The sequence below is a fragment of the Parapedobacter lycopersici genome (assembly GCF_040395035.1).
GTDB lineage: Bacteria > Bacteroidota > Bacteroidia > Sphingobacteriales > Sphingobacteriaceae > Parapedobacter > Parapedobacter lycopersici_A.
Window position 1 is genome coordinate 1 of sequence record NZ_JBEBRB010000025.1, and the last position, 22,745, is coordinate 22,745.

Here is a 22,745-nt window from a genome sequence, read left to right on the forward strand (position 1 = left end):
GTAAGCCGCTACCTGCCCGACGAGCACCATTGGCCGGAACGGTCGATCAGGCGGGCAACGGCCATTAGCGAGCCGGTTGTCAGTGCCTGGCGCACTGACCGGCCCCGGCCCGTGCGGCTGCTGGCCAGGCCGGAACCGATAGATGTAACGGCGCCCATACCGGATTACCCGCCCATGATATTCCGGTACCAGGGCACGGTACACCAAGTAAAAAGGGCGGATGGACCCGAGCGTATTGCACGTGAATGGTGGATGGACGACGGCGAGCACCGGGATTATTATTATGTGGAGGACGACCAGGGCCGGCGGTATTGGCTGTTCCGCTCAGGATATTACGACGACGACCGGCAACGGCAGTGGTTTATCCATGGTTTTTTTGCTTAGGGGATTGGTCTTATCAAAAATTCCAAACCCTGATGCTAAATCCATACCTTAGCCTTTATCTAAATACAGTAAGGTCAATGAGTTATTACGAGGATAAACTAACCTGTGTTTATGGAATCTGTTTTTTGATATTCAGTATCCAAAATACTGCGTTATGAACCGATAGCTGAACAATTGAAGTCGCAAACTGCGATTTCAAAAGAAAACCCTACCAAGTCTACTGTAAGAAAAAATAACATATTGCATCTAATAGGGTAATGAAGTACGATTTCCAACAAATATTAGACGAATATAATCATCAAATATACCGGACCTGCAGAGGATTTACAGGCAACGATGACGATGCTAAAGATCTTTTTCAAGAGGTCTGTATTAATATTTGGTCTGGCTTAGCGTCGTTTAAGGGCAATTCTAAAATGAGTACTTGGATTTATCGAGTTACGCTAAATACGTGTTTATTCTTTAGGCGTAGCGGTTTGAAGCAACTGAAATTGGCAGAATATGAAGCCGATATTCAACTCACGTATCAGCATGAAAACAATCCCATTGACCATCAAATCGAACTATTGTTCAATTTTATCTATGAGCTAAAAGATCAGGAGAGAGCGGTGATCCTTTTGTATTTAGAACAGCTTTCTTATGCTGATATCAGCGAGGTAACTGGTTTATCCGTTAACCATATCGGCGTAAAAATAAATCGAATTAAAAAAAACCTGGCGTCAAAATTCAACAAAAATGGACAGCTTACAATCAATATGGACTAAGGTGCAGCATGCAACCGTGCTCAGCGACACGAACGGTCAAAGCTTGGAGGATAATTTAAAACGCCTTAGACAAAAGGAAAGAACGAGAAAAATTGTAGGGGTTCTGATGTTACCGCTATGTATTTTGATTTTAGCGGCTTTCATTTACCTTATCGCAAAAACCGAGAATTACTCATATTATAGCTTTACGTTGACGCAAATAATTGGCTTTCTCTTGGTAATTGTAGGACTGCTTTTTCTCATTCGACAATTCCGGAAGTCGTTTATCGACTTTAAGAACCTCGATTTTGCCCAGCCATCTAACGTGTTTCTAGGTGAAATTCAATCAAAATTACGTAATCGCAGGAAATGGATCGCCTTGGGGACAGCGGGCTATCTGGCGTTCTTTATCCCCGGCATGTATTTATTACTGACGCCGTTCTTAACCACTGTGACTGAAAATAGTATGTTCGGTATACTTTGTGGAAGCTCATTAGGCATAGGCGCATATTCAACACAACTGCAGCGGGTAAATTTTGACAAAAATTATCGGGATATTTTGAACAAAATCGATGTTTTTCTAAACGATTGAACTACCTCGACTGGTTTTACCCACTTGGCAAACTGATTCTTCTCCCCGGCCTAGATCAAGATCACCTTGGGTAGACACTTCTGCCCTAAAAAAAACGGATTTTTCCGCCATCTTGTAATGTCAAAAAAACAATTATATTTGACATTGAACAACCCTAAATATGAATCAACTTAAACGACTGCTTATGCTGCTGGCAATCGCCAGCGCGTTAGCCTGCGGCAAGGAGAAAACAGCTCCTATTCCAGTTGAAGTACGGCTTAAATCTGTTACGTCCGCAGCTGAATCAAAACAACTATTAGAAACCTTTTTAACCAATTACCCTGTCCTTACGTATTCCAGTTTTGATGACCCGGCGTACGATCCATATTTTCATCATTACTACCTCATTTGGTCGAATGACCAGGGCACCGGACATGTTACATTCACTTCCGGCACCATAAATGAAACATCGAAGGAACGCATCATAAAAGATGAACGCAATTTTCTTGAGGTCAGTGATCCCAGGCTGAATGCGTATTCAAATGTCTTTGTCCTGAAGTTCTGGGACAACAATAGAAAAAAATGGATCTATCGCCTATACGTGCATGATTTCAGTGCTGGTAAGCAAAAGTCCGACCATATTGAATTATCGTGTGGTTATTACAACGATTACCTGTCGTATTTGAACCCGCCGCCACCACCAACAGATACTGAAGCGGTTACCGCATTGCTTGAATTTCTTGAACCTATTAAATAAAAACATTGCATGAAACATCGATCAAAACAGCTCATCCTTTTATTGGCAATTATAACAGGATTGTATGCCTGTAAAAAAAAAGAAACTACGCCCACTGGAGTCGCATCGCGGGTAAAAACGTTCAATTCGGAAGCTCAACTTAGGCAGGCGCTTGGAAGTTTCGTGACGGGCTACAACCATACCCTTTTTGCTTATGGAGATCACGAAGAAGGGGACCATGATTTTTACATGGCGTGGGCCAATACCGACTTCGGAGACAAGCCCTACGGTGCTACTCGGGGTATCTTACTTTTCCGCTATGAAGATGATCGGACGAAGGAACAGATTTTAGATCGTTATTACGCTAATGTTGTGGTGGACGATCCGAGGCTAAACAATCCGTTGTATTCCAACATCCTTATTCTAACCACCGGAAACAAGACAAAGTCTACGTGGTTTTATCGTTTATTTGCCCTGCACCGGGGGCCTATCAACAAAATCGACGAAATAGAACTGAGTGGCGGCTTTAGCATTGTTAGGGGGGCAGCCGGAGAGGCCGAATGGTTTGAACAGGCACCCGAACCGCCCACGGATAAGGAGGCCGTTACTGCATTACTCAATCTGTTGGAGCCTGTTCCGGTGGATTAGTTTCCTGATTGTCACTCGAGTAAGTTTGTTATTCCTCGAAAATTTATGGCCTCACAGGAAACGCTATTGTTTTCCTCATTAGCATACTCTCATCCTATTGGGCCTAATGAGCTTTTTGCTCCCGTGAATTTATTGCGTATATTTATTGAGTATGGCACAAGAAGACTACCTGAAAAAACAAATTGACCAGCTTGGGCTGGTATTGGCTAGGTTGTTTTCCGACTTACTCGGACGGAAAGAAAAGGACCAACTGGACGATGGGGTTGAAACCGTAAATCAAGCGCTTGAAGACGAGTTGGGCCTTGACATTCAGAAACTGGTTGACATTCCTTCCGACACCTTGATAGACACGCTCAAGACACAAAAAGGCTTAACCAACGAAAGTTTAGGCAAGCTTGCCGACATACTGCTGTTCATTGCGGATAACAGGGAGGGCGACAACAAACAACTGCATGAACAGTGTCTGACTATTTATGAACACTTGGAAAAAACAGATACCACCTACGTGCTTGACCGGCGTTGGAAAATAGAACGGATTAAAAAAGTGTTAGAATAAGGGTTTGGCGTAATGATGGCGTCCAACTACCTCGGCGGCATGGGTGCTTCCACCGGGAAATCGTTTACATCCGGGCACTCGATACTGAACATCGGAATATCACTCACCTGAATTACCTGGCGCGAAATGCGCGGCGTTATCCGTTCAATGCGGTCTGACTGGAGATAATGCTCTTCCTTGAACCAAGCGGCCCGCGCGCTACGCAATAACCGCAGCTGTTCAACAAGTACCTTCAATATCGGAGTCCCGTTGAGGGGTTGTTTTTCGAAAAGTATGTTCTCCATGGTAAACTGATTGCCTTGCTGTTCCAGGGTCAGCTTCTTACCTCCATAAGCAGCAATCGGATTGACATCAACATAGATCTCGTCATATGCTTCGGGAATCTGGTAGGTATATAGCGTGGTGGGGGAATCTCCCTGATCGGCGGAGCGGTTTATTGCCACGGTTACCTCATCGAAGTCTGACCGGTAAACGCCGAGCTGCTGGGTATTACTGTACGGGCATACCGGTTCTTCCTTAAAAATGGGCCGGAATGAACTATTGCTGCCCATCTGGAAAAAGGCTTTTTGATCACCAAATCCGGTGAACAGGATCTGTCCGCTGTTTTTGTTTCCGGTGGATACGTAGAGTTCAACGGCGTCCAGGTGGTCAATCACCAACTCGGCCTTTTGCTTGTCCAGGGAATTCCACTTGCCCTGATAATACCGTTCGTTTGCAAACAGGTGATAGCGCCCGCTCTCTTCGACCACCAGTCGCACTTCGGGCTGGCCGTCCGCTTTTGCCGGTGCGATGTAGTAGCCTGCAAACTGCGCGAAAGCGCCCATGCTGAGCAGTATAAATAACATCGGAAGAAAAAGGATCTTCATCGTGTAATCGGGTTCTTAACCGGGTAAATGTCGTGTTTTTGGGTGAATTGACAACCTTATTTTTTTCCGCCAGCAGGCGATCTCCGGCAGTTCATCTGTGGCGATATTCCAGGTATACTGTAGCGCATATTCATCAATAAAAGCAATAATTTCCCACACGTTTTCACGGATTTCCCGGGCGTATACATCCTTGCCAACGAGCCAGGAGAACAAAAATTGTTCGCTGGCATACGGGGTATCCCCTCGCTGTGCACCCTGCAGTTGGAACTGGGTAAATACTTCTTCATAACCAATTTCAGCAAAGGATATGGCTGGGAGTAGCGGCGACCTGTCGTCTTCAACTCCTAGAGTGTACAGTAGGTCGCCAAGTAATCCGGTAGTCTCCTGCTGGTAGGCCACCTGCCATGCCTTATCCGGTTGCGGGAGCTGGGCCAATGCCGATTTCCGCACGGCCGTATACTCATTGCGGTGTGCCCGGATGAAATCCCGGGTCAGCTGCTCCTTCCCGCCCGCCTGCAATGCCGTTTCTGATTGGTCATAAAGCGACCAGCGGAAGGCCTGGATTTCACGCAGGAGCCTCTGTCGTGGCGTATGGCTATTGACCTGCACATCTTGTATCCATCTGGCCGCCTGCGGCTCACCGGTGTGTGTCAGCAGCTCCAGGCCGGTTATCTTATTGGTATGGATATCCCACTGGAAACGCACAACGTATAACCGGTTTACGTAAGTAAGTTGCCATTCGGTTGCGGAAAGCTCGTCCGCAAACAGGAGCGTCCCCGAAGCCATCCGCGTGGCCAGATCCGTGCGACTGATCCCGCGTTCGTCCGTAAGGTAACGCAACGCAAATCCCGACAGGACACCTATTGCAGTATGGGTATCACCGGCATCCAACGTACGGATATTGGAAAAGTCCTGCACAAAATTGATAACATCATACAGCCCGATTTCTTCACCTGCAAAATCCTGCTCGATATACGCCATATCCACCGGTTCATAGCCGGGCAGTGTTGCCGGCGCGGGCGGATAATGCTTTAGGCTTTCCAAACGTAGTTGATGGTAGGTGGTTTGGTGGGCTTCATAAAACAGTTGCATGTGTTTATACACGGGATGCTGCTTGATGGTGGCCGGCGTGCGCTCCTCCGCCTGAAATAATGCGGTCAGTTCGGTCCGCTTTTCATGCCGGTAAGGCGACATCCATTCATCGATCTGCGCTCGCAGCTGGTCTTCGTCCGTTGTCGTCGCCTGGTTTACCTGAGCTTGGCCCAGTAAAAGGCCACATAACAGGAAGAAGACGACGAGCAAGTTCCTGTGTGCATCATAACTCATACAATTCGATCGGCAATAGATCGGGATCTCTAAAAAACGTAAATTGCTTTTGGGTGTATTCATCAATCCGTATCGGTTCTACGGTTATGTTATGGGATTGGAGGAAAGCAACCGACGCTGCAATATCATCCACCCCGAAAGCGATATGCCGCAGCCCGGTAGCTTCGGGTGTGGTGGGGCGTGCCGGCGGATTGGGAAATGAGAACAGCTCGATCAGGTACTGTCCGTTCAGGGATAAATCCAGTTTGAACGATTGGCGTTCTTTGCGGTAGACTTCGTTTACGACCGTAAAACCCAAAACTTCGGTATAGAATTTTTTGGAGGCCTCGTAATCGGCACAGATAATGGCAATGTGATGCAGTTTGCTTATTTTCATTGTAAAGCGAAAATGCAAATTTACAATACTGGGCGGTCAGTTCAATAAATGATCGCGCTGGAAATATCCGTTTGGCACGGAAAAGCGAAGCAATCGATTTTGATGCTTCTTACTCCTTAGGATTCAGGATCGTTTTTCCAACTTCCGCAGTTGCTATTTTTTCCCTGGAATAATACACCGGGAAATATTCATCATTTGCCCAGGGCGCAAACAGGTTACTGTAAAAGGGGCTTTCCGGATCGCCGGACTGCCCGGGACCGTTGGTGGCAACAGCGGCATCCCAATCACCGGTATTGACGATCATCCGGAACGAGGCACCGGTTGCCTGCCGGTTATTTTCGCCGGTTGAACCGACGGTATACGCGTTGCCGCCTCTGGGCAGCGGACCGAGGTTCAATTGTTTTTTGGTTTCGTCGTTTACGAGATCGCCCAGCGCGTGCTGCAGGTAGGTATGCTTGAATTTTTCCTGACCATATTGCCACTTATCCATATCACCGCCCAGGTTTGCTGTTAAGTAATCAATCCCGTTTGCAAAGGCTTCACTCAAAAACATGTTCCGGCCTTCCCGCGGATTTGGGCCAAACCGGGCATCGGGCGCAGTGAGCCAGTGGAGCAGTTTGGTCAACGGAATACCACCGATCATCTCCCGGGCGGCGGCCGGGATAAACCGTTCTGCAGCGAGGGTTTTGATCTGATTTTCCCAGGCTACATATATGGCGGCTTCAATGGAGCCGGGTGCCAATTGGAGATCCCATCCGCGGAGCCGGCCCCGCGCCTCAGCAGCCCTGTCCGACAACGTGAGGGAATCCAACAGCGGTACCAGCGTTCGTGCCGGTAGCGACAGGTAGTCGACCTGTAGGGCCTGCATGTCGTCCATTGTGAATTTTTGGCCGCCGCTGAGCACCTCGTTGATCCGGTCGCCACGGAACGCATCTGCCCAGGAGAATCCGATGGCATCCCAATGGTTATAATCTTCAGGCGTGACATTTTGGTTGGCCGTGGCAAAAAAGCCTTTTGTCGGATTCAGCACATGGGGTTTTTCGGTGATGGGCAGGTAGCCGTCCCACTCGTACCGGCCATCGCCGGGCACGGGAACCAGGCCGCTGAAGTTCCGCCGGATGGGTGCAATGCCGACGGCCTGCCACCCGATATTACCGGCCCGGTCTGCCCAGACCATATTTTCGCCGGGAATGTGGCTGTAGCCGCAGGCTTCGCGGAACTCGTCCCAGTTTTTGGCTTGGTTGAACCGCAGGGAAGCCATATAAGGTGCACCACCCGGCTCGAGCCACGCGCACCGTACGGCAAAGGCTTTATGATGTAGAGCATCCATATATACGACTGGTCCGTGCCGTGTATACAGCAGCTCCACGGTTTCGGAAGTCTGACCTTTCACGGGGATGGTCTCCGAAATTGTTTCCATGTCCACCCATTCACCCCTGTAGCGGTATTGTTTCGGATTGTCCGGGTTAATATCATACACATAGAGGTCTTCACTATCGGTACTGAACACCGTAAGCCCCCAGGCGCCGTATTCATTATGCCCAATGGAGATACCGGGAATCTCGGGCTCGCCGCCGCCGATGACGTTCCATCCCGGTGCTACGAGGTGCGCCATGTACCGCAGGGACGGGACGGTAATTGCCCGGTGCGGATCATTGGCCATATAGGTGTTCCCGTCCGCCGTATGTGCGCCGCTGACGATCCAATTGTTGCTTCCGATGGAAAGGATGTCTTCTTCTTTTTCTTCATGCCGTTGGGCCAATGCTACTGCGTTGGAAGTACGGAAGGCGGTCTGTATGTCTTCCTGTTCGAATTTTAGCGGGGCGCGGAAGGCGTTATAAAGTTCCAGGATATCGGCAGACAACAGTTCCTTATTGATGCTGGGATCCAGGTTGATGTCGGGGTCCTTCGGGTGAAACCAGGAAAGGTCTTTCGTTGCCGCGGCACCCAGTGTGGCAACGGCACGCCCGGTTTTCAGCTCGGCTCCGATATTGCCCAGGAGGCCCTGGTGCCTCGATATAACGACTTCGGGTGTCCATTGCTCCGGAAGGATGCCCAGCACCTTGAATTCGACTGGCAGTTTTTCTGGGGTTTGCCGTATTTCTTCGATATAGGCATTTATGCCATCGGTAAACGCGGTAATGATTTCTGCACCATCGCGGTGGTAATGGTTCATTTCTTCCGTCATATCGCCACGGAATCGGAAGAGCCGGGTGCCGATGTCCCGCTTCAACTCACGCGCACCCAAAATTTCGGCTACAGTACCGGTGGCCTGGCGCCGCCATATTTCAAACTGGAAAAGCCGGTCTTTTGCTGCTGCATACCCCTGTGCGAAAAACAAGTCATGCTGGTTTTTCGCATAGATGTGGTTCACCCCCCACTCATCGCGTATGATTTCAACCGGTTCACGTAATCCGGTAACGGCAAGCTGGCCGTCCGTTGTCGGGCTGCAGGCATAAAGGCATAATACAGCGAGGATATGGCTAATTAGTTTCATTTATTTAGGGATATGATTGATTACGAAGTTCTTAAAAATAATCGAAAATAAGGAATGCGCTACAGGAATTTGCAGCGCATTATGCCCTAAATACCGTATGCCGCCCCGGCAAGTAACTTACGGTGTAATCACGAAATATATCCGTTTTACCTGAAACGAAACGCTGCCAGTGATGGCTGCTGCAGGCTAACGGGCCAACCGGAATACGATATCTCCATCCACCCGGTACATCTGCCGGAGCTCGGCCTCGGACTGTCCGGTGTAGAACGCCATCATCCGGTAGTAATCATCCTGCCGACTGGTGAGTTTCATGGTTGCAACATCGGATAGGTCAACATAAAGCACACCGGGATAATTGGCTACGGTCAGCTTATCGCCACTAAGGGTATAAGCGCCGAAGTCGAAGATTTCGGTCTGGCCTTCAAGCACGCCCAGCCGGTCTTCGCTTTGAAAAAAGAAGATTTTATCTTCCCAAAAAGCGCCTAGGGGCGCCTCCGTTTCGGGAAGACCGGACACGTTGACAAAGAGCTTTCCCTCGACATGGGTGACCTTCCATTTCCCGTGCAGTGTATCGTTGCCAAGGCGTTCAGTTTGCGGGTCGTCTTTTCCGCAGGCGTTGAAAAACAGCACCAAGGTTAAAAGTGCGAATGTGATTTGCTTCGGTATACCTGTAAACTTGGGCTTATCATTTGGTATATGCATGATTCAAGGCTTTTATTGGTCTGCTAATTTAAAATAGGCTGCTGTCTGCGCGAGATCGTTGAGATTCACGCCATTGGATTGGGCATTTGCCACAAGCCCCTTGGGGATGATAATGTATTTAAATTGCAGTGAGTAGTTCAATTTAACCGTGTTGGAGTTGTCATGGGTAAATCGGGTCAGGCGAAGGGCATATGGTTGTGTATAGAAATTGATGGTGCTTACTTTACCGCCGGCAGCCGAAAGATATGGCAAGTTAAAACTGGGACTGCTGCCAAAACGCATGTATACCATAACAACCGAATTTGCAAGCCTGGCTGGTGTAAACTCGCGTGCGGGAATTGCGCCAATGCTGTATTGGGAATTATCAATTACGGTGTCTTTTACAATATTCAACAAGCCAGATGGGTAAGGCGGTATTGGAACTGTATACGAAATGCTATTCCAGCTAGAGGAAAACACGTTGGCATTGCCATCTTTGCCGGCAGGGCCTTCGGCTCCGGCTGGGCCGGCAGGGCCGCGGGGACCAGCCGGACCCTGAGCACCGTCTTGGCCGTCTTCTCCATCGGCACCGGCGGGGCCACGGGGACCAACAGGTCCGGCGGGACCCCGGGCACCATCTTTACCATTCACACCGTTTTTGCCGTTGACGCCATCTTTACCATTAATACCATTTTTGCCATCAACACCATTAATGCCATCTATCCCATCCAACCCGTCTATCCCGTCGTCAGGACTGCAGGCAGTGAGTGTAAAAGCAGCGATAAAAACAAGTAAAATAGTCCGAAAAAGGGTGTTTGTTGTTTTCATAATAAGTTTTCATTGTAGATATTAGCCTGAACCAATCAATTTTCAGTATTCAGGTAGCGGGCAAAACAAGGAAATAGCCATAAAAAAAAATAGCATAAAATCGCCAAATGATTTTATGCTATGGATTGCCAGGTTTTAGTAGATTAATCAGCCGTTTCGTTGAATATAATGCAATATCTGATATAATGAGGCATCACGGTATCGCCGCATTTGCTCGGCATCGGTTGCAAAACCTTCTTCCATGGCCTTTTTCAGCGGGTCAAACAGCGCTTCCCACTGCCTCCTGTCTTTTGGAACCGCGCCTGTAAACTGCTTAAATTCCCGGATAAAGTGGTTCTGATCAAAATAATCAAATTGGTGGATGATGTCAGTCCAGCCGGCACCTGGGTTTTCGCCCAAAAATTGCTGCACGGCCGTAAACCGGGCAACCCGGCCGAATATTTTGGGGGTAACACCGATCATTTCCGCAAAATAACGGGTAAGCCCGGAGTGAGACATGCCCACGGTTTTGCAGAGCTCCCTGATCTGTATATTTCCCCTGTTTTCAGTGATCTCCCTACAAGCCCTGATAATCCGTTCGTCAGTAGGTCTCCTCATTTTCTGCAGTTCTTTGAGGAGAAATTTTTCAATAACCCGCATACAATAGTCTTCATCATACAAATGGGATGTAAGTTCGGGCATGAAGTCTTTCAGGTCTGGAAACAGTTGCGTGGCATCCGAGGTTACGTTATACAACGCCGATTGCTCGAGACCAAAAACGGAATAAGCCCCCCATGGAAAAAAATCGACATTAATGATGCGGATATTTTCGCCGGGCGTATAGCATACGGGTACGGAATGCTGTCCAGCAAAAGCAATTCGGAAGTCAACGGTGTTGCCGGTGAAGTAATCGGTTACCGACGCGTCCGTATTGAGAAACAGGGTAAGTGACGTGGCATTGTCTGGTAGAAACTTGGTTTTTGAGAGTTCTTCCGCCGATAGTTCGGCATAGGCAAACATTAAAACATATGGTTTCAGCGACGAATCGGAATCATAAAACTTAACCTGCATACGATTAGTTGATATTTACAAATGATAAAATGATACGATTACCATCGCTTTTCAACGTATGGTAATCCATTATTAAGGGCAAAAAATCATCGTGGTGCCGTAAAAAAATACCGGCAATATCTAAAAAAATGACTGCATTTAATATCTTTAGCTGGTAATTTTACGGACATGATAAAAAAGATTGCATTATTAGGATTATGTATCCTAGCGTTTGCAGCTTGTGGTAATCGGCAGACTTCAGCAGACGCTACGCAAAACAGCGTAACAGAACCGCAAGCAGTTGGCGGCGAAAAGGACGAACACGGTTGCCTGCCGTCGACCGGATCTACCTGGAGCGAGCTGAGACAGGATTGTATCCAGGTATTCGATGTGGGTGTACGGTTAAACCCTGTCAATAGTCAGGAAGGAGAAGCCGTTTTCAGTGCCTTTGCAGTTTTCAATGATGACCGGTCCAAGCTGGAGCTTTTCCTTCCGGAAGATGGGGAAAAACCAATCCTGACCAGATCCGGGGATGTTAGTTACCAAAACGGAGCATACCGGTTTGACACGAAGGATTCGAGTCTGTACATTAATGGCAGCAAACAATTCAGCATAGCGGAATAAACAGCGTTGGGCATGACTGATTTTGTATTGAAGGTAGTGGCGACCGTTGTAGGTGTGGGAGCTGCTTCGGGGTTGTTTTTTCGTGATGATTCGGTATACCTGATTTCCGACAATAGCAATTACCTGTACCGTTATTCGTTATCGGCCGATGCACTCGACAAGGTATTGCTTATAGCCGACAGCCTCCATGAACAGCTTCCCAAAAAGCTGAAGCGGGATTTTGAGGCGATCGCAGCCGACGGAGACCGGTTTTATATTTATGGATCGGGGTCTAGTGACAATGGGAAACGGAACCTGAGGATTACGCTTGACATGGAAAGCCGGCAAACCGACGCCGTCGAAGCTATGACGGATAGCTATGCCCGGCTAAGGGAGCTCGCCGGCCTGAGGAAAGACGACTTTAACCTGGAGGGCGCCATCCATCGTGACGGGAACGTTTATCTATTTAACCGGGGGAATGGCCCTAACCAGATGAACAGCATCTTTAAGCTGGACGCTGCAAACCGGGACACGACGTTTCTGCCAGTTGAATTACCGGAACTGGGTGGTGTACGTACTGCCCTTACCGATGCGGTTATGGTGGGTGGTGACACGGTATACTTTCTCGCTGCCGCTGAAGACACGGAGTCGGCGTACCACGACGGCGCCGTAAACGGGACGCTGCTGGGTACGTTGTCACTGCCCGACTTTACCCTCGGGGATTACATCCTGATTTCGGATTCACATAAATTTGAGGGAATAACGTTTGTTGAAGCAGATACAAAACACCTGACGTTTTTCCTTTGCGAGGACCCCGATAACGGCGAACAGGCGACTGCCCTATACCGCCTGACGTTGAACCGTTAACCGGACGTCGTCTCTTACTAGCTGTGTCCGGCGCGGTAGGTTCCGTTTTCGGCAACAACGACCAGGCCGGCATCCGATGCTGAACCGCTTAGTGGTTGCACAGTTCGAAAAAAACAGTTCCCGGGGAACGGTTCTTCGATAAATCCTGTTATTTTTGAAAGGCGGATCATAGCGCCTGTCAGCAAGAATGGAACAATGAATCCGATAAACATTTTATTCTTTGTACTGGCTTCCTTCATGGGCATGGAGGACGCCAGGATTGTAAGCAGGAAAGTTTCGGTGACGTTTAATCCTGCCACTAAAACCATTGAAATAGCACAGGAAGATCTTTTTTCCATCATCGTAATGCCGGAAGATAGCGTTGCGGTAGTAAATGAGCTGCAGCGGATCCTCGTCATTGCACAGCATGGCGAAAAGGCCGGGGAAAATGGTTTTACCATAGAAAAGGTTTCGCTACACAGCAGTAATCTACTGCTGAATGCCGATATACAAGTAAGTTACACCGACCCGGAATCGCTGGAAAAGGCCGGTATTGGTTTCGATGCGGCAACTGGGTTCTCGATGATAAATATCCCGGATTGGAATATTCGGTCTTCGACTGCTGTTTTGGAGGGAAATTACTGGACGTGGCCGCCGGACAAGCCCGTTACTTTTGTCATGGAGGCTTTTGAACACCTTCCAGAGGGGTATGCGGAATATAGACGGAGTATATTACCTTTCTGGGATCGCCTGCAAACAACTGGTTATTCATCCCCTAAAAAAGAGAATTAATGGAAGGTACAATTGGAATAATCGCAAAAATTACGATCGGCGTAGTGGCATTGGAACATCTATACATTTTATGGATAGAAATGTTTGCTTGGGAAACGAAAGGAAAGAAAACGTTTACTTCGCTACCTGGTCATCTATTTGCGGAAACGAAAAACCTGGCCGCTAACCAAGGGCTTTACAATGGCTTTTTGGCAGCCGGCCTGATTTGGTCTTTGCTGATTGAGGACGCTCACTGGCAGCAGCATGTCGCGTTATTCTTCTTGGGCTGTGTGATTATAGCCGCCATTTACGGTGCGTTGACCGCAGCTAAAAGTATTTTTTTTAAACAGGGCCTCCCCGCTTTGATTGCATTTGTTTTTACGGTGATTGCCTAACCAGCACGCAAACCAAAATCCCACAAGCTACTGGTGGCCCGTCGTCATCAATAACAGTCAAATACAGGCTACTCCATGTATCCCATTCAACATTTTTATTTAGGTTTGGCTTCATGAATGGGCATTGTTATTTATCAACATCAAGCGACCGTTAGGTAAATGGTTATCGACTACAAAAAAATTGATCTATTTGGGAAATCGTTCATTCAAAAAGTAGTGGTTAAGCCGCCTTTTGAATTTGCCTTTCCCGTTGCGCAACAGGCCTGTCTTTTATATGTGCTAAAAGGTGAGGCACAATATGAGGCTGAGAACCAGATTGATGTCCCCACCAATTATTCATTGCTGCTCAACTGCATAAACCCAGGGAAGCAACTACATGAGTCAAATGCAAATAGCGGTAGTGAAATTGTAATTGTTACTTTCCATCCGGATATACTAAAGAAAGTTTACGAACGAGAACTCCCATTGATATTTCATCCGAGTAATAAGGTAACCAACCAGTCAGTCGGAAAAATAAATAATGACTTTTTGATTCAAAAATATATTGAAGGTCTCCTTTTCTATTTTGAGAACCCGTCGTTGGCAAATGATGAAATCCTGATATTAAAACTGAAGGAAATCGTACTTTTATTATCCCAAACGCGAGATGCGGCGACCATACAAGTTATATTATCCCAGCTTTTTTCACCAACGATATATACGTTCAAACAAATTATCGAGGCCAGTTTATTTTTGCAGATTGGCGTAGAAGAACTGGCACAAAAAGTCAATTTAAGTGTTTCGTCATTCAAGAGGGAATTCAGGAAATTATACAATGATACGCCAGCAAATTACATAAAGACCAAAAGGCTGGAAAAAGCAGCCGAGCTACTTTCAATTTCTAATGCGCGTGTTACGGACATTGCTTTTGACTGTGGATTTAATGACCCTGCTAATTTCACAAAAAGTTTTCATGACAAATATGGCGCTACACCTACCAATTACCGCATAAAACTAAAGAAGTAAGCATCAACTTAGATTCAGCATCTTTTTGAACCATATTACCAAGTAATTGACCTAATAAGCAAAATCAGTCTGTTTGTGGTGTTGCAATTTTGTGTTGTCAATAATGACGATCAAATTTAAAACTAAAACACCATGGGACTATCTAATTTAGGGGCTTTTCATACAGTTATCGGCATAGTTGCCATTGTTGTAGCTGTTATCGCGTTCATACGAAATGGCAAAATAGATTTAAGCCAACTTACCGGCAGAATATATTTTTATTGTACGCTGGTGGCTTCACTGACAGCTTTAGGTCTATCCAAACAGGGAGGGTTTAATCCAGGGCATATTTTCGCCCTGTTCATTGTAGTTTTGATAACGGCAGCTTATTTTCTTTATGCTAAAAAACAGGGAAATAACGGTTATCGCCTTCTTGAGAATCTCTTTCTTTCGTTCAGTTTTTTCTTGTCATTGGTTCCTACGGTTAATGAAACCTTTACCCGGGTTCCGGTCGGGCGGCCTTTAGCTCAGGGGCCCGCGGATCCGTTAATTGGTAAGACACTGCTTGTGCTTTTCCTACTGTTTATCGTAGGCGCCGTTTATCAATTCAGGAAGCAGAAGAAACTCAATAAATCTGCATAGTACAACGTTTCACGCCCGTCAACGACTGACAGCCCGGCACCTTAGGAATGGCAAGGTAACATTCATCGACATAAACTTGGCAAAAAACAGTTCATCCCGTACAAGGCATTTCGCAACGTAAGTGGTATCCCACCAGAAATCGTTTAATACCTGCCGGAACCGCTGTTCGGTGGGCCGCGCGATTATGGAAACCTGATAAGTCGGCTTTTTCAACTGGTGGGTCAGCTGGTCTTTATCCACCAGCACACGGTAACCAATATCCCAGTCTTCCGGCAGTTCGTCCTGCTTCGCTTCTTCCAGGAACTTGGCCTTGCTATACAGCTTAAAATCAACTTTTACCTGGTCGTCATACAGTACCATTTTCATCGCGTGCTTATGATCAAAATAAGAATCGTCTTCCTCAACCATGGCAATCGGCCGGCCGAAGGTTTTCACCCATTCGGCATCGGTGACATAATGCGCATTGTTTTCAAAAACAAACTCGATATCAAGGTCGCTGAAATCATCCACCGGTGCCATTGGGTTGACCAGGGAACTGGTGAGCAATACAACCCTGATGTCATGATTCTCCTCAGCCCATGCTGTAATGCGATGAAGCTTCGCTGTTCTTATGATCGATTGTTTGCTGTATTCCATATGAAATCCGTTTACGGCATTTTGCTTACTGAATGTACTTCCGGAGGCCCTCAGGGAAGAGCCCCGCCATCTTACAAAGGTATGTTTCGAATGGGTTAATGGTGGACACCCTACCGGGTTATTTTTGTATTTTTGCTCAAACGACACGCAGACTGATGCAGGAAACATATATACAGGACAAAACTTTTGATCGCGGCGATGTGCCGGTCCAGGGCGAATACGAAAGCTGTATTTTTAACAGCTGTAACTTTGCGGACGGCGACCTTTCCGGCTTTAAATTCTCGGAATGCACGTTTAACAATTGCAATTTCAGCATGGCAAAGCTGAACAACACCGTTTTTCAGGACGTAATATTCCATGGCTGCAAGATGCTGGGGCTTCGGTTTGATACCTGCGATAAGTTCGGACTTTCTTTTTCATTCGCGGACTGCCTGTTAAATCATACGTCGTTTTACAGCTTAAAGATCAAAAAGACCATTTTTGGAAACTCACAGTTACAGGGGGTTGATTTTTCGGAGACGGACCTTTCAGATGCCGTATTTGACAATTGCGACCTGGCGCAGGCCACTTTTGATCGCTCGGTACTGGAGCGGGCCGACTTTCGGACGGCGTTTCATTATTCCATTGATCCGGAGATCAACCGGATTAAAAAAGCGCGGTTTTCTATCACCGGCCTTCCCGGGCTTTTAGGCAAATACGGCATTAATGTGTCTTTTTAATTTATAGGTATGAATTCCGGCTTTGTCCAATAAAACCAACAGGCACACGCATTCGGGTTTTTATTCGTTAATATAGTATTGTATCAACATTAAAACTTATCATCATGGCAAAGAAAGTATTATTATTGGTTGGCGACTTCGTAGAAGATTATGAAGCCATGGTGCCGTTTCAGGCCATGGGATCAGTGGGCATTGAAGTACACGCCATTGCCCCCGACCGCAAAAATGGAGACGTGGTACCAACAGCAGTACATGATTTTACCGGCGACCAAACCTACAAGGAGCTGCGTGGCCACAATTTCGCAATCAATAAAAATTTTAACGCGGTGGACCCGGCGGAATATGACGGGCTGTACATCGCCGGCGGCCGGTCGGCCGAATACATCCGCCTCAACCAGCGGGTGCTGGAAATTACGCAACACTTCTTTGAGACTAATAAACCGGTGGCTGCTATCTGCCATGGCATTCAGGTATTAACTGCCGCAAAAGTGTTAACTGGGCGGACTTTAACCGCATATGTAGCCGTAGGGCCCGACATCGAACTGGCCGGAGGGACCTGGAAAAACGTCCCTGCGGATCAGGCGGTACTGGATGGCAACCTGGTGACATCTCCGGCATGGCCGGGACATCAGGAAATCCTGAAAGCGTTTTACAAGCTGCTGGGTATTTCCATCTCGGCATAGTCGCCGGCCGGTTAACAGCATAAATGGGGCAACGTCCATTGGTGAATACCGGTGCTATAAATGGGCAAGGATATTGATCAGCTTTCCAAAGGGGTCTCTCACAAAGAACCGCCGTACGCCCCATGGTTCGTCAACTGGTCCGTATTCAATCGGAAATTCCGAGGCACTCATTCTTGCATATGCGGTTTCGATATCATCGACTTCGATCGATAGGTCCGGTACTGCCGTACCTGATCCTCCTTCTGTTGCAAAACTGATTTGAGTGAGCGCACTTGATTCATTGCCATAAGTAGTTATCCAACCGTGATCCATAAGGATTTCGAGTTCAAGCAAATCCCCGTAAAATCGCTTTGCTGCATCAATTTGGCCGGCACTTATATTGGCTACTATTCGTTTGACTCTCATATTCAATCGATTATTTTTCTCCGTGCAGCATGCCTCACTTCTTTATCGGCTCATAGTAGAGCACGATGACGCCCGAACCGAACATTTTGGTCTTTATGAGCTTCAGCAATTTCTTATCGCTGATGTTTTTAAATAACGGCAGGCCCTTCCCTGCGATAATGGGATGGACACAAAGTTGGTATTGGTCAACCAGGTTAAGTTCCGTCGCCGCCACAATCAAACTCGGACTGCCTATTAAGATATCTTTATCTGATTGCTGCTTGAGTACTGCAATTTCTTCTTCGATACTTCGCGTTGCGATCCGCGCACTTTCCCAGCCTGTCTTTTTCAATGTCCTGGAAAAAACAACTTTAGGAAAGGCATCCATGATGACCGCGAATTCATCTATTGACCGGTTGCCTGTTGGATTTTTCACAATCGGAGGCCAATACTCCATCAGCTGATAGGTGATCCTCCCGTATAGTATGGTGCCGGCACTGCGCAGTAACGCGCTGTAATGCTGATGCAATTCTTCATCCACAATTCCGACCGTGTGGTCACAAAACCCATCAAGCGTCATATTGATGGCCGCTATTGCTTTTCCCATGCGATTCGTTAATCAATTTTTAATTACTGTACCAGCCCCAACCGCGGGCGGCATAATACAACAAAGATACCGCTGTTATTCAGCAATCAGATGGGAAAAGAAGACAAACTGCAGGTGTAGAACGGACAAAATCCGTGAAGTAAGTTACTGAAAATAAAAAAGGTGCCCCCTACCGGAAGGTACCTATTGGTATACGGAACTGCCTACACCTAAGCATCAGGCCATCGTCATTCCCCCATCGATCACGAGCTTGGTGCCGGTAATGAACTTACTGTCATCGGAAGCCAGGAAAAGTGCACCTTTTGCAATATCGTCATTTGTTGCATATCGGTTCAGTGGGATGCCGGCTTCAAAATTTTTCTTGGCCTCCGCTCCGGAACCGGGAGCATAACCTTCTTCCAGTGAGCGCATCATGCGGTTATCAACCGGTGAGGGATGGATGCTGTTAACGCGTATCTTTCTGGGGGCTGCCTCCAGGGCGGTTGCGCGGGTGAGGCCGATAACGGCGTGTTTGCTGGTTACATACGGGCTCACGGACGGCGAACCGGTTAGTCCGGCAACCGAAGAGGTGTTGATAATGCTTCCGCCATCGTTCATTTCAGGCAACACGTATTTAATACCCAACCATACACCCTTAACATTCACAGCGATCAGCTTGTCAAATACTTCTTCGGGGTATTCCTCGATGGGCTTCACTACGCCCTCGACACCGGCGTTGTTAAAGAATACATCTATTTTCCCGAATGTTTTTACCGTATGCTGGACGTATTTCTGCACGTCGGCAGCTTTGGTAACATCTGCGGCGATATAACTCACATTTTTGCTGTCCAGTGTGGAAGCAATCTGGCTCAACACTTCTTCATTGATGTCAACCAAAACGACCTTGGCGCCTTCTGCTAAAAATAATTTTGCAGTGGTAGAACCGATCGCTCCGGAGCCTCCCGTAATCACGGCTACCTTGTTTGCTAATTTTGCCATTATTTCTATGTTTTAATTATATAAATCTGATTCGTTATTCACAAAAATCGGGTATTAGCCCCTGGATTCCCTTAACTTAGGTTAAGAATGGGTTGTCCTGCAGGCAGGAAACAAAACGAAAACTGAATTTGTTTTTGAAACCCACGCAGCTACCTTTGTATACCATGCACTTGCAGCGATACGCTATCATACCGGAACTGCAGTCCTTCATCAAACTGATTTGTACGATGGACTGTGGTGATGATGCGGATACCCGCCACATACGTGTGCTGCCTGACACCTGCGTGGAACTGTTTATCAATTATACCGATACACCGGTGGCCATTATTGGTAACAAACTTCATCGACGTAGCATTGTCACGTTTAGGATGAGCCGGCCGATGGACGTGCAGATGCGCAAAGGATCGGGCTGCCTTGCTATCTGCTTTTTCCCGGGCACAGCCTATCAATTCATGTCTCTGCCAATGCATTTACTGGCCGACACAACGGCGGCAGCGGAAGAAATATGGAAAGGCTTGGCGGTCGAACTGGAAGACAAGTTGGCCAATGCGGACGACAACGACACCCGTGTAATGATAGCGCAGCAATACCTGAAAAGGCTGCTGGCCAACAGCAAGCAGGACCCACAGGTAGCCTGTTGCTTACAGCGGGTTCAGCTTTCGGACGGTCAGCTAACTGTAGGAAAACTCACCGGAATCACGGGCATAAGCCAGCGACAGCTTTCACGGAAGTTTCAGCAGGCTGTGGGATTATCGCCGAACGCGTATTTACGGGTAAACCGGTTTATCCGGTCGTTGCAACACCTGAAGCGCTATCCGCTTCATTCGCTTACCGAAATAGCCTATGAAAGCGGCTATTACGATCAGGCGCATTTCATCCGCGATTATAAGGAATATACGGGCTATACGCCCGGCGAGCTGGCACAGGCCCGGCATATTTTGTATTGATGTCCGTTTCGTACAATCGGCGACGAACCGATATCCGCAACTTTGCGTCAAAACGAAAACAAATGCGAAAAGTAATTTTAGGATTGGCAGTATCGCTGGATGGATACATCGAAGGGCCCAATGGCGAATATGATTGGTGTTTTACCGATCAGGATTACGGGTTGAATGAATTTTTCTCACGTATAGATGCAGTTTTCATCGGCCGGAAGAGCTACGAGGTTGCCCAGGCATACGCGAAGGAGAATGACGGGCAGCTGGCACCCGGTATGCCGCCTGTGAAAACATATGTGTTTTCCACCACATTGAAAAGCGTAAATGGCGATGCGGTGCTGGTATCGCACAATGCGATCGATGAAGCACGTAAAATCAAAACGCAGCCGGGCAAAGCCATCTGGCTGTACGGTGGTGCGTCACTGACCGACGCATTCATGCAGGAAGGGCTGGTGGACGAATTGTGGCTATCGGTTCACCCGATATTACTGGGCGGTGGCAAATTGCTCTTCCAGTCCCGGAACAGCCGTACGCGATTGACGCTGCTGGAAAACAGAACCTATGATACCGGACTGGTTTCGCTCCGGTATCAACTTGATCACGTTTGATATTATCGCCAGCCCAACGCGGGCGCCACATGCTTCAGAATGGCAGAAAGCACGTGTACATTGTATGTTACACCTAGCGTATTGGGTATGGTCAGTAAGAGTGTATCGGCTTCCTGAATAGCCTCATCCTGTGCCAGTTCCCGGATGAGCTGATCCGGTTCGGCCGCATAACTGCGTCCAAAAATGGCCCGTTTGCCCTGTTCAATGAATCCAACCTTATCGATCCGGCCGGCTTCCTGTCCAAAGTAATGGCGATCCTGGTCGGTTACCAATGCAAAAATGGATCGGCTCACTGAAACCCTCGGTTCGCGCCCGTGCCCTGCTGCTTTCCAGGCTTCTTTGTACAGTCTGATCTGCTCGGCCTGCTGCACATGGAAAGGCTTGCCGCTCTCGTCGTATTTCAGGGTTGAGCTTTGCAGGTTCATTCCGTTTTCGGCAGCCCAAGTGGCGGTGGCGTTGGATGCGGCACCCCACCAGATACGCTCACGCAATCCTGCTGAATGCGGTTCCAGACGCAGCAGCCCCGGCGGATTCGGAAACATCGGACGCGGGTTGGGCTTAGCAAACCCCACGCCTTTTAGCTGCTCCAAAAATTCCAGGCCCTTACGGCGCCCCATATCAGCATCGGTTTCTCCTTCGGCCGGCTCGTAACCGAAATAGCGCCAGCCGTCAATCACCTGCTCGGGTGAGCCCCTGCTGATACCCAGCTGCAACCGTCCCTCCGAAATTAAATCAGCAGCACCGGCGTCTTCGACCATATACAGCGGATTTTCATAACGCATATCAATCACGCCGGTACCAATCTCTATTTTGCTGGTTTTGGCGCCGATCGCCGACAGCAACGGAAAGGGCGATGCCAGCTGTTCCGCAAAATGATGTACGCGGAAGTAGGCGCCATCAAGACCAATTTCTTCGGCCGCAACGGCCAGGTCAATGGATTGCAACAACGTGTCACTGGCGGTACGGGCGCTATAATTAGGGTGATTGGACCAATGGCCAAACGACAAGAATCCGATTTTCTTCATAAGCTCACATTTGGGTACCGCGGTTTACAAAGGTAACGATTATTCGTTTTGCGAAACAGGCTTCTTAATGAAAGAGGAATCCCGGCGCTGGAGCAGCCGTTGCGCGGCATCCGATGCGGCAATCAGACCCGCAGCCAGCATAATCACGTCCTTTAGCACCAACCGTCCGGCTCCCGAGAGGTAGGGAAACCCGTAATGCGGGGTGGGAAAATCTCCCCCCAGGTTCGGCACATACACTTCCGGAGTGGTGATCAGGAAAGACAAGGTGACCAGCGACATCAGGAACGTAAGAAGTCCGCCGACCAGCCCCAGTCCCGGCCACCAGATTCCGGCCAGGGCAAGCAATCCGATCAGGACAATTACCGTACCCAGGCCGTACGAAAAAAGGTAGGTTCTGTTTGCCTTGTGCCATTCGATATTTTTCGTGACTGTCTTTCCCTCGGGATTCTTGTATTGCTGGTATTCCGGGGCATCCTTCGAATAGAAAAACTGCATCAATGGACTGTTTGCAACGAAGGGTACGATGCCATCGGCTTCATATTGAAAGGCCTTGAGTCCGCCGATCCAGGCCATCACGATAAAAATGGAGATGCGCAACAGGTGCACCAGGTTTCGCTGTGCGCCGGCGAGGGTATGTAATATCGGATTCATAAACATGTTATTTTCAACACGAAAATAACGATTG

Annotated in this window: 27 protein-coding genes and 2 pseudogenes; 16 read left to right on the forward strand and 13 right to left on the reverse strand. The window is 48.0% G+C overall.

Annotated features, from left to right (window positions below):
* The 6 genes and pseudogenes from ABWO75_RS07195 to ABWO75_RS07220 all read left to right on the forward strand — a co-directional run.
* Positions 1-384 (forward strand): annotated as a pseudogene (locus tag ABWO75_RS07195) (Y-family DNA polymerase); the annotation flags it as partial.
* 257 nt (positions 385-641) lie between these two features.
* Entirely contained in the window at positions 642-1,148 is a 507-nt protein-coding gene (locus tag ABWO75_RS07200) for an RNA polymerase sigma factor (RefSeq protein WP_353184032.1), read from the forward strand.
* Positions 1,120-1,719: a hypothetical protein gene (locus ABWO75_RS07205; protein ID WP_353184034.1), complete on the forward strand. Its 600-nt coding sequence runs from the start codon at positions 1,120-1,122 to the stop codon at positions 1,717-1,719. Before ABWO75_RS07200 ends, ABWO75_RS07205 begins: the two co-directional genes overlap by 29 nt.
* A gap of 160 nt (positions 1,720-1,879) precedes the next feature.
* A complete protein-coding gene (locus ABWO75_RS07210; RefSeq protein WP_353184036.1) occupies positions 1,880-2,455 on the forward strand; it encodes a hypothetical protein in 576 nt (191 codons plus the stop codon).
* Between the two features lie 9 nt (positions 2,456-2,464).
* Positions 2,465-3,082, forward strand: coding sequence for a hypothetical protein (locus tag ABWO75_RS07215; protein WP_353184038.1), 618 nt, complete (start codon positions 2,465-2,467; stop codon positions 3,080-3,082).
* Between the two features lie 151 nt (positions 3,083-3,233).
* Positions 3,234-3,638, forward strand: coding sequence for a hypothetical protein (locus ABWO75_RS07220; protein WP_353184040.1), 405 nt, complete (start codon positions 3,234-3,236; stop codon positions 3,636-3,638).
* A gap of 26 nt (positions 3,639-3,664) precedes the next feature.
* On the opposite strand, the gene ABWO75_RS07225 is transcribed toward ABWO75_RS07220, so the two are convergent.
* From ABWO75_RS07225 to ABWO75_RS07255, 7 genes are all read right to left on the reverse strand, one after another.
* Positions 3,665-4,504 (reverse strand): hypothetical protein, encoded by an 840-nt coding sequence (locus ABWO75_RS07225; protein ID WP_353184042.1) that lies wholly within the window; start codon positions 4,502-4,504, stop codon positions 3,665-3,667.
* Positions 4,505-4,519: 15 nt separating this feature from the next.
* Positions 4,520-5,830 (reverse strand): hypothetical protein, encoded by a 1,311-nt coding sequence (locus ABWO75_RS07230; RefSeq protein WP_353184044.1) that lies wholly within the window; start codon positions 5,828-5,830, stop codon positions 4,520-4,522.
* Complete coding sequence (gene gloA2 / locus ABWO75_RS07235) at positions 5,820-6,206, reverse strand: SMU1112c/YaeR family gloxylase I-like metalloprotein (RefSeq protein WP_353184046.1); 387 nt, start codon at positions 6,204-6,206, stop codon at positions 5,820-5,822. The genes ABWO75_RS07230 and gloA2 overlap by 11 nt, the downstream gene beginning before the upstream one ends.
* 109 nt (positions 6,207-6,315) lie before the next feature.
* On the reverse strand, positions 6,316-8,703 hold the full coding sequence (locus tag ABWO75_RS07240) for a penicillin acylase family protein (RefSeq protein ID WP_353184048.1): 2,388 nt from the start codon (positions 8,701-8,703) through the stop codon (positions 6,316-6,318).
* Between the two features lie 186 nt (positions 8,704-8,889).
* Entirely contained in the window at positions 8,890-9,405 is a 516-nt protein-coding gene (locus tag ABWO75_RS07245) for a hypothetical protein (RefSeq protein WP_353184050.1), read from the reverse strand.
* Between the two features lie 12 nt (positions 9,406-9,417).
* Entirely contained in the window at positions 9,418-10,212 is a 795-nt protein-coding gene (locus ABWO75_RS07250) for a hypothetical protein (RefSeq protein ID WP_353184052.1), read from the reverse strand.
* 147 nt (positions 10,213-10,359) lie between these two features.
* Positions 10,360-11,262, reverse strand: a complete 903-nt coding sequence (locus ABWO75_RS07255) for a helix-turn-helix domain-containing protein (RefSeq protein WP_353184054.1) — start codon at positions 11,260-11,262, stop codon at positions 10,360-10,362.
* Positions 11,263-11,430: 168 nt separating this feature from the next.
* Here ABWO75_RS07255 and ABWO75_RS07260 point away from each other — a divergent pair, with 168 nt between their 5' ends.
* From ABWO75_RS07260 to ABWO75_RS07285, 6 genes are all read left to right on the forward strand, one after another.
* Positions 11,431-11,865, forward strand: a complete 435-nt coding sequence (locus ABWO75_RS07260) for a hypothetical protein (protein WP_353184056.1) — start codon at positions 11,431-11,433, stop codon at positions 11,863-11,865.
* Between the two features lie 12 nt (positions 11,866-11,877).
* The gene (locus ABWO75_RS07265) at positions 11,878-12,711 is read left to right on the forward strand and encodes a DUF6929 family protein (RefSeq protein ID WP_353184058.1); all 834 of its coding nucleotides are present in this window, start codon (positions 11,878-11,880) and stop codon (positions 12,709-12,711) included.
* Between the two features lie 195 nt (positions 12,712-12,906).
* On the forward strand, positions 12,907-13,482 hold the full coding sequence (locus tag ABWO75_RS07270; protein ID WP_353184060.1) for a hypothetical protein: 576 nt from the start codon (positions 12,907-12,909) through the stop codon (positions 13,480-13,482).
* The gene (locus tag ABWO75_RS07275; RefSeq protein WP_353184062.1) at positions 13,482-13,856 is read left to right on the forward strand and encodes a DUF1304 domain-containing protein; all 375 of its coding nucleotides are present in this window, start codon (positions 13,482-13,484) and stop codon (positions 13,854-13,856) included. Before ABWO75_RS07270 ends, ABWO75_RS07275 begins: the two co-directional genes overlap by 1 nt.
* 159 nt (positions 13,857-14,015) lie before the next feature.
* A complete protein-coding gene (locus tag ABWO75_RS07280; RefSeq protein ID WP_353184064.1) occupies positions 14,016-14,861 on the forward strand; it encodes a helix-turn-helix domain-containing protein in 846 nt (281 codons plus the stop codon).
* A 132-nt stretch (positions 14,862-14,993) separates the two neighbouring features.
* The gene (locus tag ABWO75_RS07285; protein WP_353184066.1) at positions 14,994-15,482 is read left to right on the forward strand and encodes a hypothetical protein; all 489 of its coding nucleotides are present in this window, start codon (positions 14,994-14,996) and stop codon (positions 15,480-15,482) included.
* A 57-nt stretch (positions 15,483-15,539) separates the two neighbouring features.
* Here the strand turns inward: ABWO75_RS07285 and ABWO75_RS07290 are convergent.
* A pseudogene (locus tag ABWO75_RS07290) lies at positions 15,540-16,118 on the reverse strand (aminoglycoside 6-adenylyltransferase); the annotation flags it as partial.
* Positions 16,119-16,273: 155 nt separating this feature from the next.
* On the opposite strand from ABWO75_RS07290, the gene ABWO75_RS07295 reads away from it, so the two are divergent.
* Both ABWO75_RS07295 and ABWO75_RS07300 read left to right on the forward strand, forming a co-directional pair.
* The gene (locus ABWO75_RS07295; RefSeq protein ID WP_353184068.1) at positions 16,274-16,837 is read left to right on the forward strand and encodes a pentapeptide repeat-containing protein; all 564 of its coding nucleotides are present in this window, start codon (positions 16,274-16,276) and stop codon (positions 16,835-16,837) included.
* Positions 16,838-16,941: 104 nt separating this feature from the next.
* Positions 16,942-17,520 carry a DJ-1/PfpI family protein gene (locus ABWO75_RS07300; protein ID WP_353184070.1) on the forward strand — a complete coding sequence of 193 codons (579 nt, stop codon included), beginning with the start codon at positions 16,942-16,944 and terminating at the stop codon, positions 17,518-17,520.
* Positions 17,521-17,574: 54 nt separating this feature from the next.
* Here the strand turns inward: ABWO75_RS07300 and ABWO75_RS07305 are convergent, their stop codons facing one another.
* The 3 genes from ABWO75_RS07305 to ABWO75_RS07315 form a co-directional block, all read right to left on the reverse strand.
* A complete protein-coding gene (locus ABWO75_RS07305; RefSeq protein ID WP_353184072.1) occupies positions 17,575-17,925 on the reverse strand; it encodes a VOC family protein in 351 nt (116 codons plus the stop codon).
* Positions 17,926-17,959: 34 nt separating this feature from the next.
* Positions 17,960-18,511 (reverse strand): dihydrofolate reductase family protein, encoded by a 552-nt coding sequence (locus ABWO75_RS07310; RefSeq protein WP_353184074.1) that lies wholly within the window; start codon positions 18,509-18,511, stop codon positions 17,960-17,962.
* Positions 18,512-18,727: 216 nt separating this feature from the next.
* On the reverse strand, positions 18,728-19,489 hold the full coding sequence (locus tag ABWO75_RS07315) for an SDR family NAD(P)-dependent oxidoreductase (protein ID WP_353184076.1): 762 nt from the start codon (positions 19,487-19,489) through the stop codon (positions 18,728-18,730).
* 164 nt (positions 19,490-19,653) lie between these two features.
* Here ABWO75_RS07315 and ABWO75_RS07320 point away from each other — a divergent pair, with 164 nt between their 5' ends.
* Both ABWO75_RS07320 and ABWO75_RS07325 read left to right on the forward strand, forming a co-directional pair.
* Entirely contained in the window at positions 19,654-20,436 is a 783-nt protein-coding gene (locus ABWO75_RS07320) for an AraC family transcriptional regulator (protein WP_353184114.1), read from the forward strand.
* 62 nt (positions 20,437-20,498) lie between these two features.
* Positions 20,499-21,035: a dihydrofolate reductase family protein gene (locus ABWO75_RS07325; protein ID WP_353184078.1), complete on the forward strand. Its 537-nt coding sequence runs from the start codon at positions 20,499-20,501 to the stop codon at positions 21,033-21,035.
* A gap of 2 nt (positions 21,036-21,037) precedes the next feature.
* Here the strand turns inward: ABWO75_RS07325 and ABWO75_RS07330 are convergent, their stop codons facing one another.
* Together ABWO75_RS07330 and ABWO75_RS07335 are read right to left on the reverse strand one after the other, a co-directional pair.
* The gene (locus ABWO75_RS07330) at positions 21,038-22,060 is read right to left on the reverse strand and encodes an LLM class flavin-dependent oxidoreductase (RefSeq protein WP_353184080.1); all 1,023 of its coding nucleotides are present in this window, start codon (positions 22,058-22,060) and stop codon (positions 21,038-21,040) included.
* A 39-nt stretch (positions 22,061-22,099) separates the two neighbouring features.
* Positions 22,100-22,711 carry a DUF417 family protein gene (locus ABWO75_RS07335; protein ID WP_353184082.1) on the reverse strand — a complete coding sequence of 204 codons (612 nt, stop codon included), beginning with the start codon at positions 22,709-22,711 and terminating at the stop codon, positions 22,100-22,102.
* Positions 22,712-22,745 lie beyond the last annotated feature (34 nt).

Excerpts from the sequence above, each read along its gene's own strand:
- ABWO75_RS07325 (WP_353184078.1), top strand. The coding sequence starts at position 20,499 with ATGCGAAAAGTAATTTTAGGATTGGCAGTATCGCTGGATGGATACATC.
- ABWO75_RS07255 (WP_353184054.1), bottom strand. The coding sequence starts at position 11,262 with ATGCAGGTTAAGTTTTATGATTCCGATTCGTCGCTGAAACCATATGTT.
- ABWO75_RS07270 (WP_353184060.1), top strand. The coding sequence starts at position 12,907 with ATGAATCCGATAAACATTTTATTCTTTGTACTGGCTTCCTTCATGGGC.
- ABWO75_RS07265 (WP_353184058.1), top strand. The coding sequence starts at position 11,878 with ATGACTGATTTTGTATTGAAGGTAGTGGCGACCGTTGTAGGTGTGGGA.
- ABWO75_RS07220 (WP_353184040.1), top strand. The coding sequence starts at position 3,234 with ATGGCACAAGAAGACTACCTGAAAAAACAAATTGACCAGCTTGGGCTG.
- ABWO75_RS07315 (WP_353184076.1), bottom strand. The coding sequence starts at position 19,489 with ATGGCAAAATTAGCAAACAAGGTAGCCGTGATTACGGGAGGCTCCGGA.
- ABWO75_RS07215 (WP_353184038.1), top strand. The coding sequence starts at position 2,465 with ATGAAACATCGATCAAAACAGCTCATCCTTTTATTGGCAATTATAACA.
- gloA2 (WP_353184046.1), bottom strand. The coding sequence starts at position 6,206 with ATGAAAATAAGCAAACTGCATCACATTGCCATTATCTGTGCCGATTAC.
- ABWO75_RS07200 (WP_353184032.1), top strand. The coding sequence starts at position 642 with ATGAAGTACGATTTCCAACAAATATTAGACGAATATAATCATCAAATA.
- ABWO75_RS07260 (WP_353184056.1), top strand. The coding sequence starts at position 11,431 with ATGATAAAAAAGATTGCATTATTAGGATTATGTATCCTAGCGTTTGCA.
- ABWO75_RS07210 (WP_353184036.1), top strand. The coding sequence starts at position 1,880 with ATGAATCAACTTAAACGACTGCTTATGCTGCTGGCAATCGCCAGCGCG.
- ABWO75_RS07280 (WP_353184064.1), top strand. The coding sequence starts at position 14,016 with ATGGTTATCGACTACAAAAAAATTGATCTATTTGGGAAATCGTTCATT.
- ABWO75_RS07295 (WP_353184068.1), top strand. The coding sequence starts at position 16,274 with ATGCAGGAAACATATATACAGGACAAAACTTTTGATCGCGGCGATGTG.
- ABWO75_RS07245 (WP_353184050.1), bottom strand. The coding sequence starts at position 9,405 with ATGCATATACCAAATGATAAGCCCAAGTTTACAGGTATACCGAAGCAA.
- ABWO75_RS07230 (WP_353184044.1), bottom strand. The coding sequence starts at position 5,830 with ATGAGTTATGATGCACACAGGAACTTGCTCGTCGTCTTCTTCCTGTTA.
- ABWO75_RS07320 (WP_353184114.1), top strand. The coding sequence starts at position 19,654 with ATGCACTTGCAGCGATACGCTATCATACCGGAACTGCAGTCCTTCATC.
- ABWO75_RS07310 (WP_353184074.1), bottom strand. The coding sequence starts at position 18,511 with ATGGGAAAAGCAATAGCGGCCATCAATATGACGCTTGATGGGTTTTGT.
- ABWO75_RS07335 (WP_353184082.1), bottom strand. The coding sequence starts at position 22,711 with ATGAATCCGATATTACATACCCTCGCCGGCGCACAGCGAAACCTGGTG.
- ABWO75_RS07225 (WP_353184042.1), bottom strand. The coding sequence starts at position 4,504 with ATGAAGATCCTTTTTCTTCCGATGTTATTTATACTGCTCAGCATGGGC.
- ABWO75_RS07305 (WP_353184072.1), bottom strand. The coding sequence starts at position 17,925 with ATGAGAGTCAAACGAATAGTAGCCAATATAAGTGCCGGCCAAATTGAT.
- ABWO75_RS07250 (WP_353184052.1), bottom strand. The coding sequence starts at position 10,212 with ATGAAAACAACAAACACCCTTTTTCGGACTATTTTACTTGTTTTTATC.
- ABWO75_RS07275 (WP_353184062.1), top strand. The coding sequence starts at position 13,482 with ATGGAAGGTACAATTGGAATAATCGCAAAAATTACGATCGGCGTAGTG.
- ABWO75_RS07240 (WP_353184048.1), bottom strand. The coding sequence starts at position 8,703 with ATGAAACTAATTAGCCATATCCTCGCTGTATTATGCCTTTATGCCTGC.
- ABWO75_RS07330 (WP_353184080.1), bottom strand. The coding sequence starts at position 22,060 with ATGAAGAAAATCGGATTCTTGTCGTTTGGCCATTGGTCCAATCACCCT.
- ABWO75_RS07205 (WP_353184034.1), top strand. The coding sequence starts at position 1,120 with ATGGACAGCTTACAATCAATATGGACTAAGGTGCAGCATGCAACCGTG.
- ABWO75_RS07300 (WP_353184070.1), top strand. The coding sequence starts at position 16,942 with ATGGCAAAGAAAGTATTATTATTGGTTGGCGACTTCGTAGAAGATTAT.
- ABWO75_RS07285 (WP_353184066.1), top strand. The coding sequence starts at position 14,994 with ATGGGACTATCTAATTTAGGGGCTTTTCATACAGTTATCGGCATAGTT.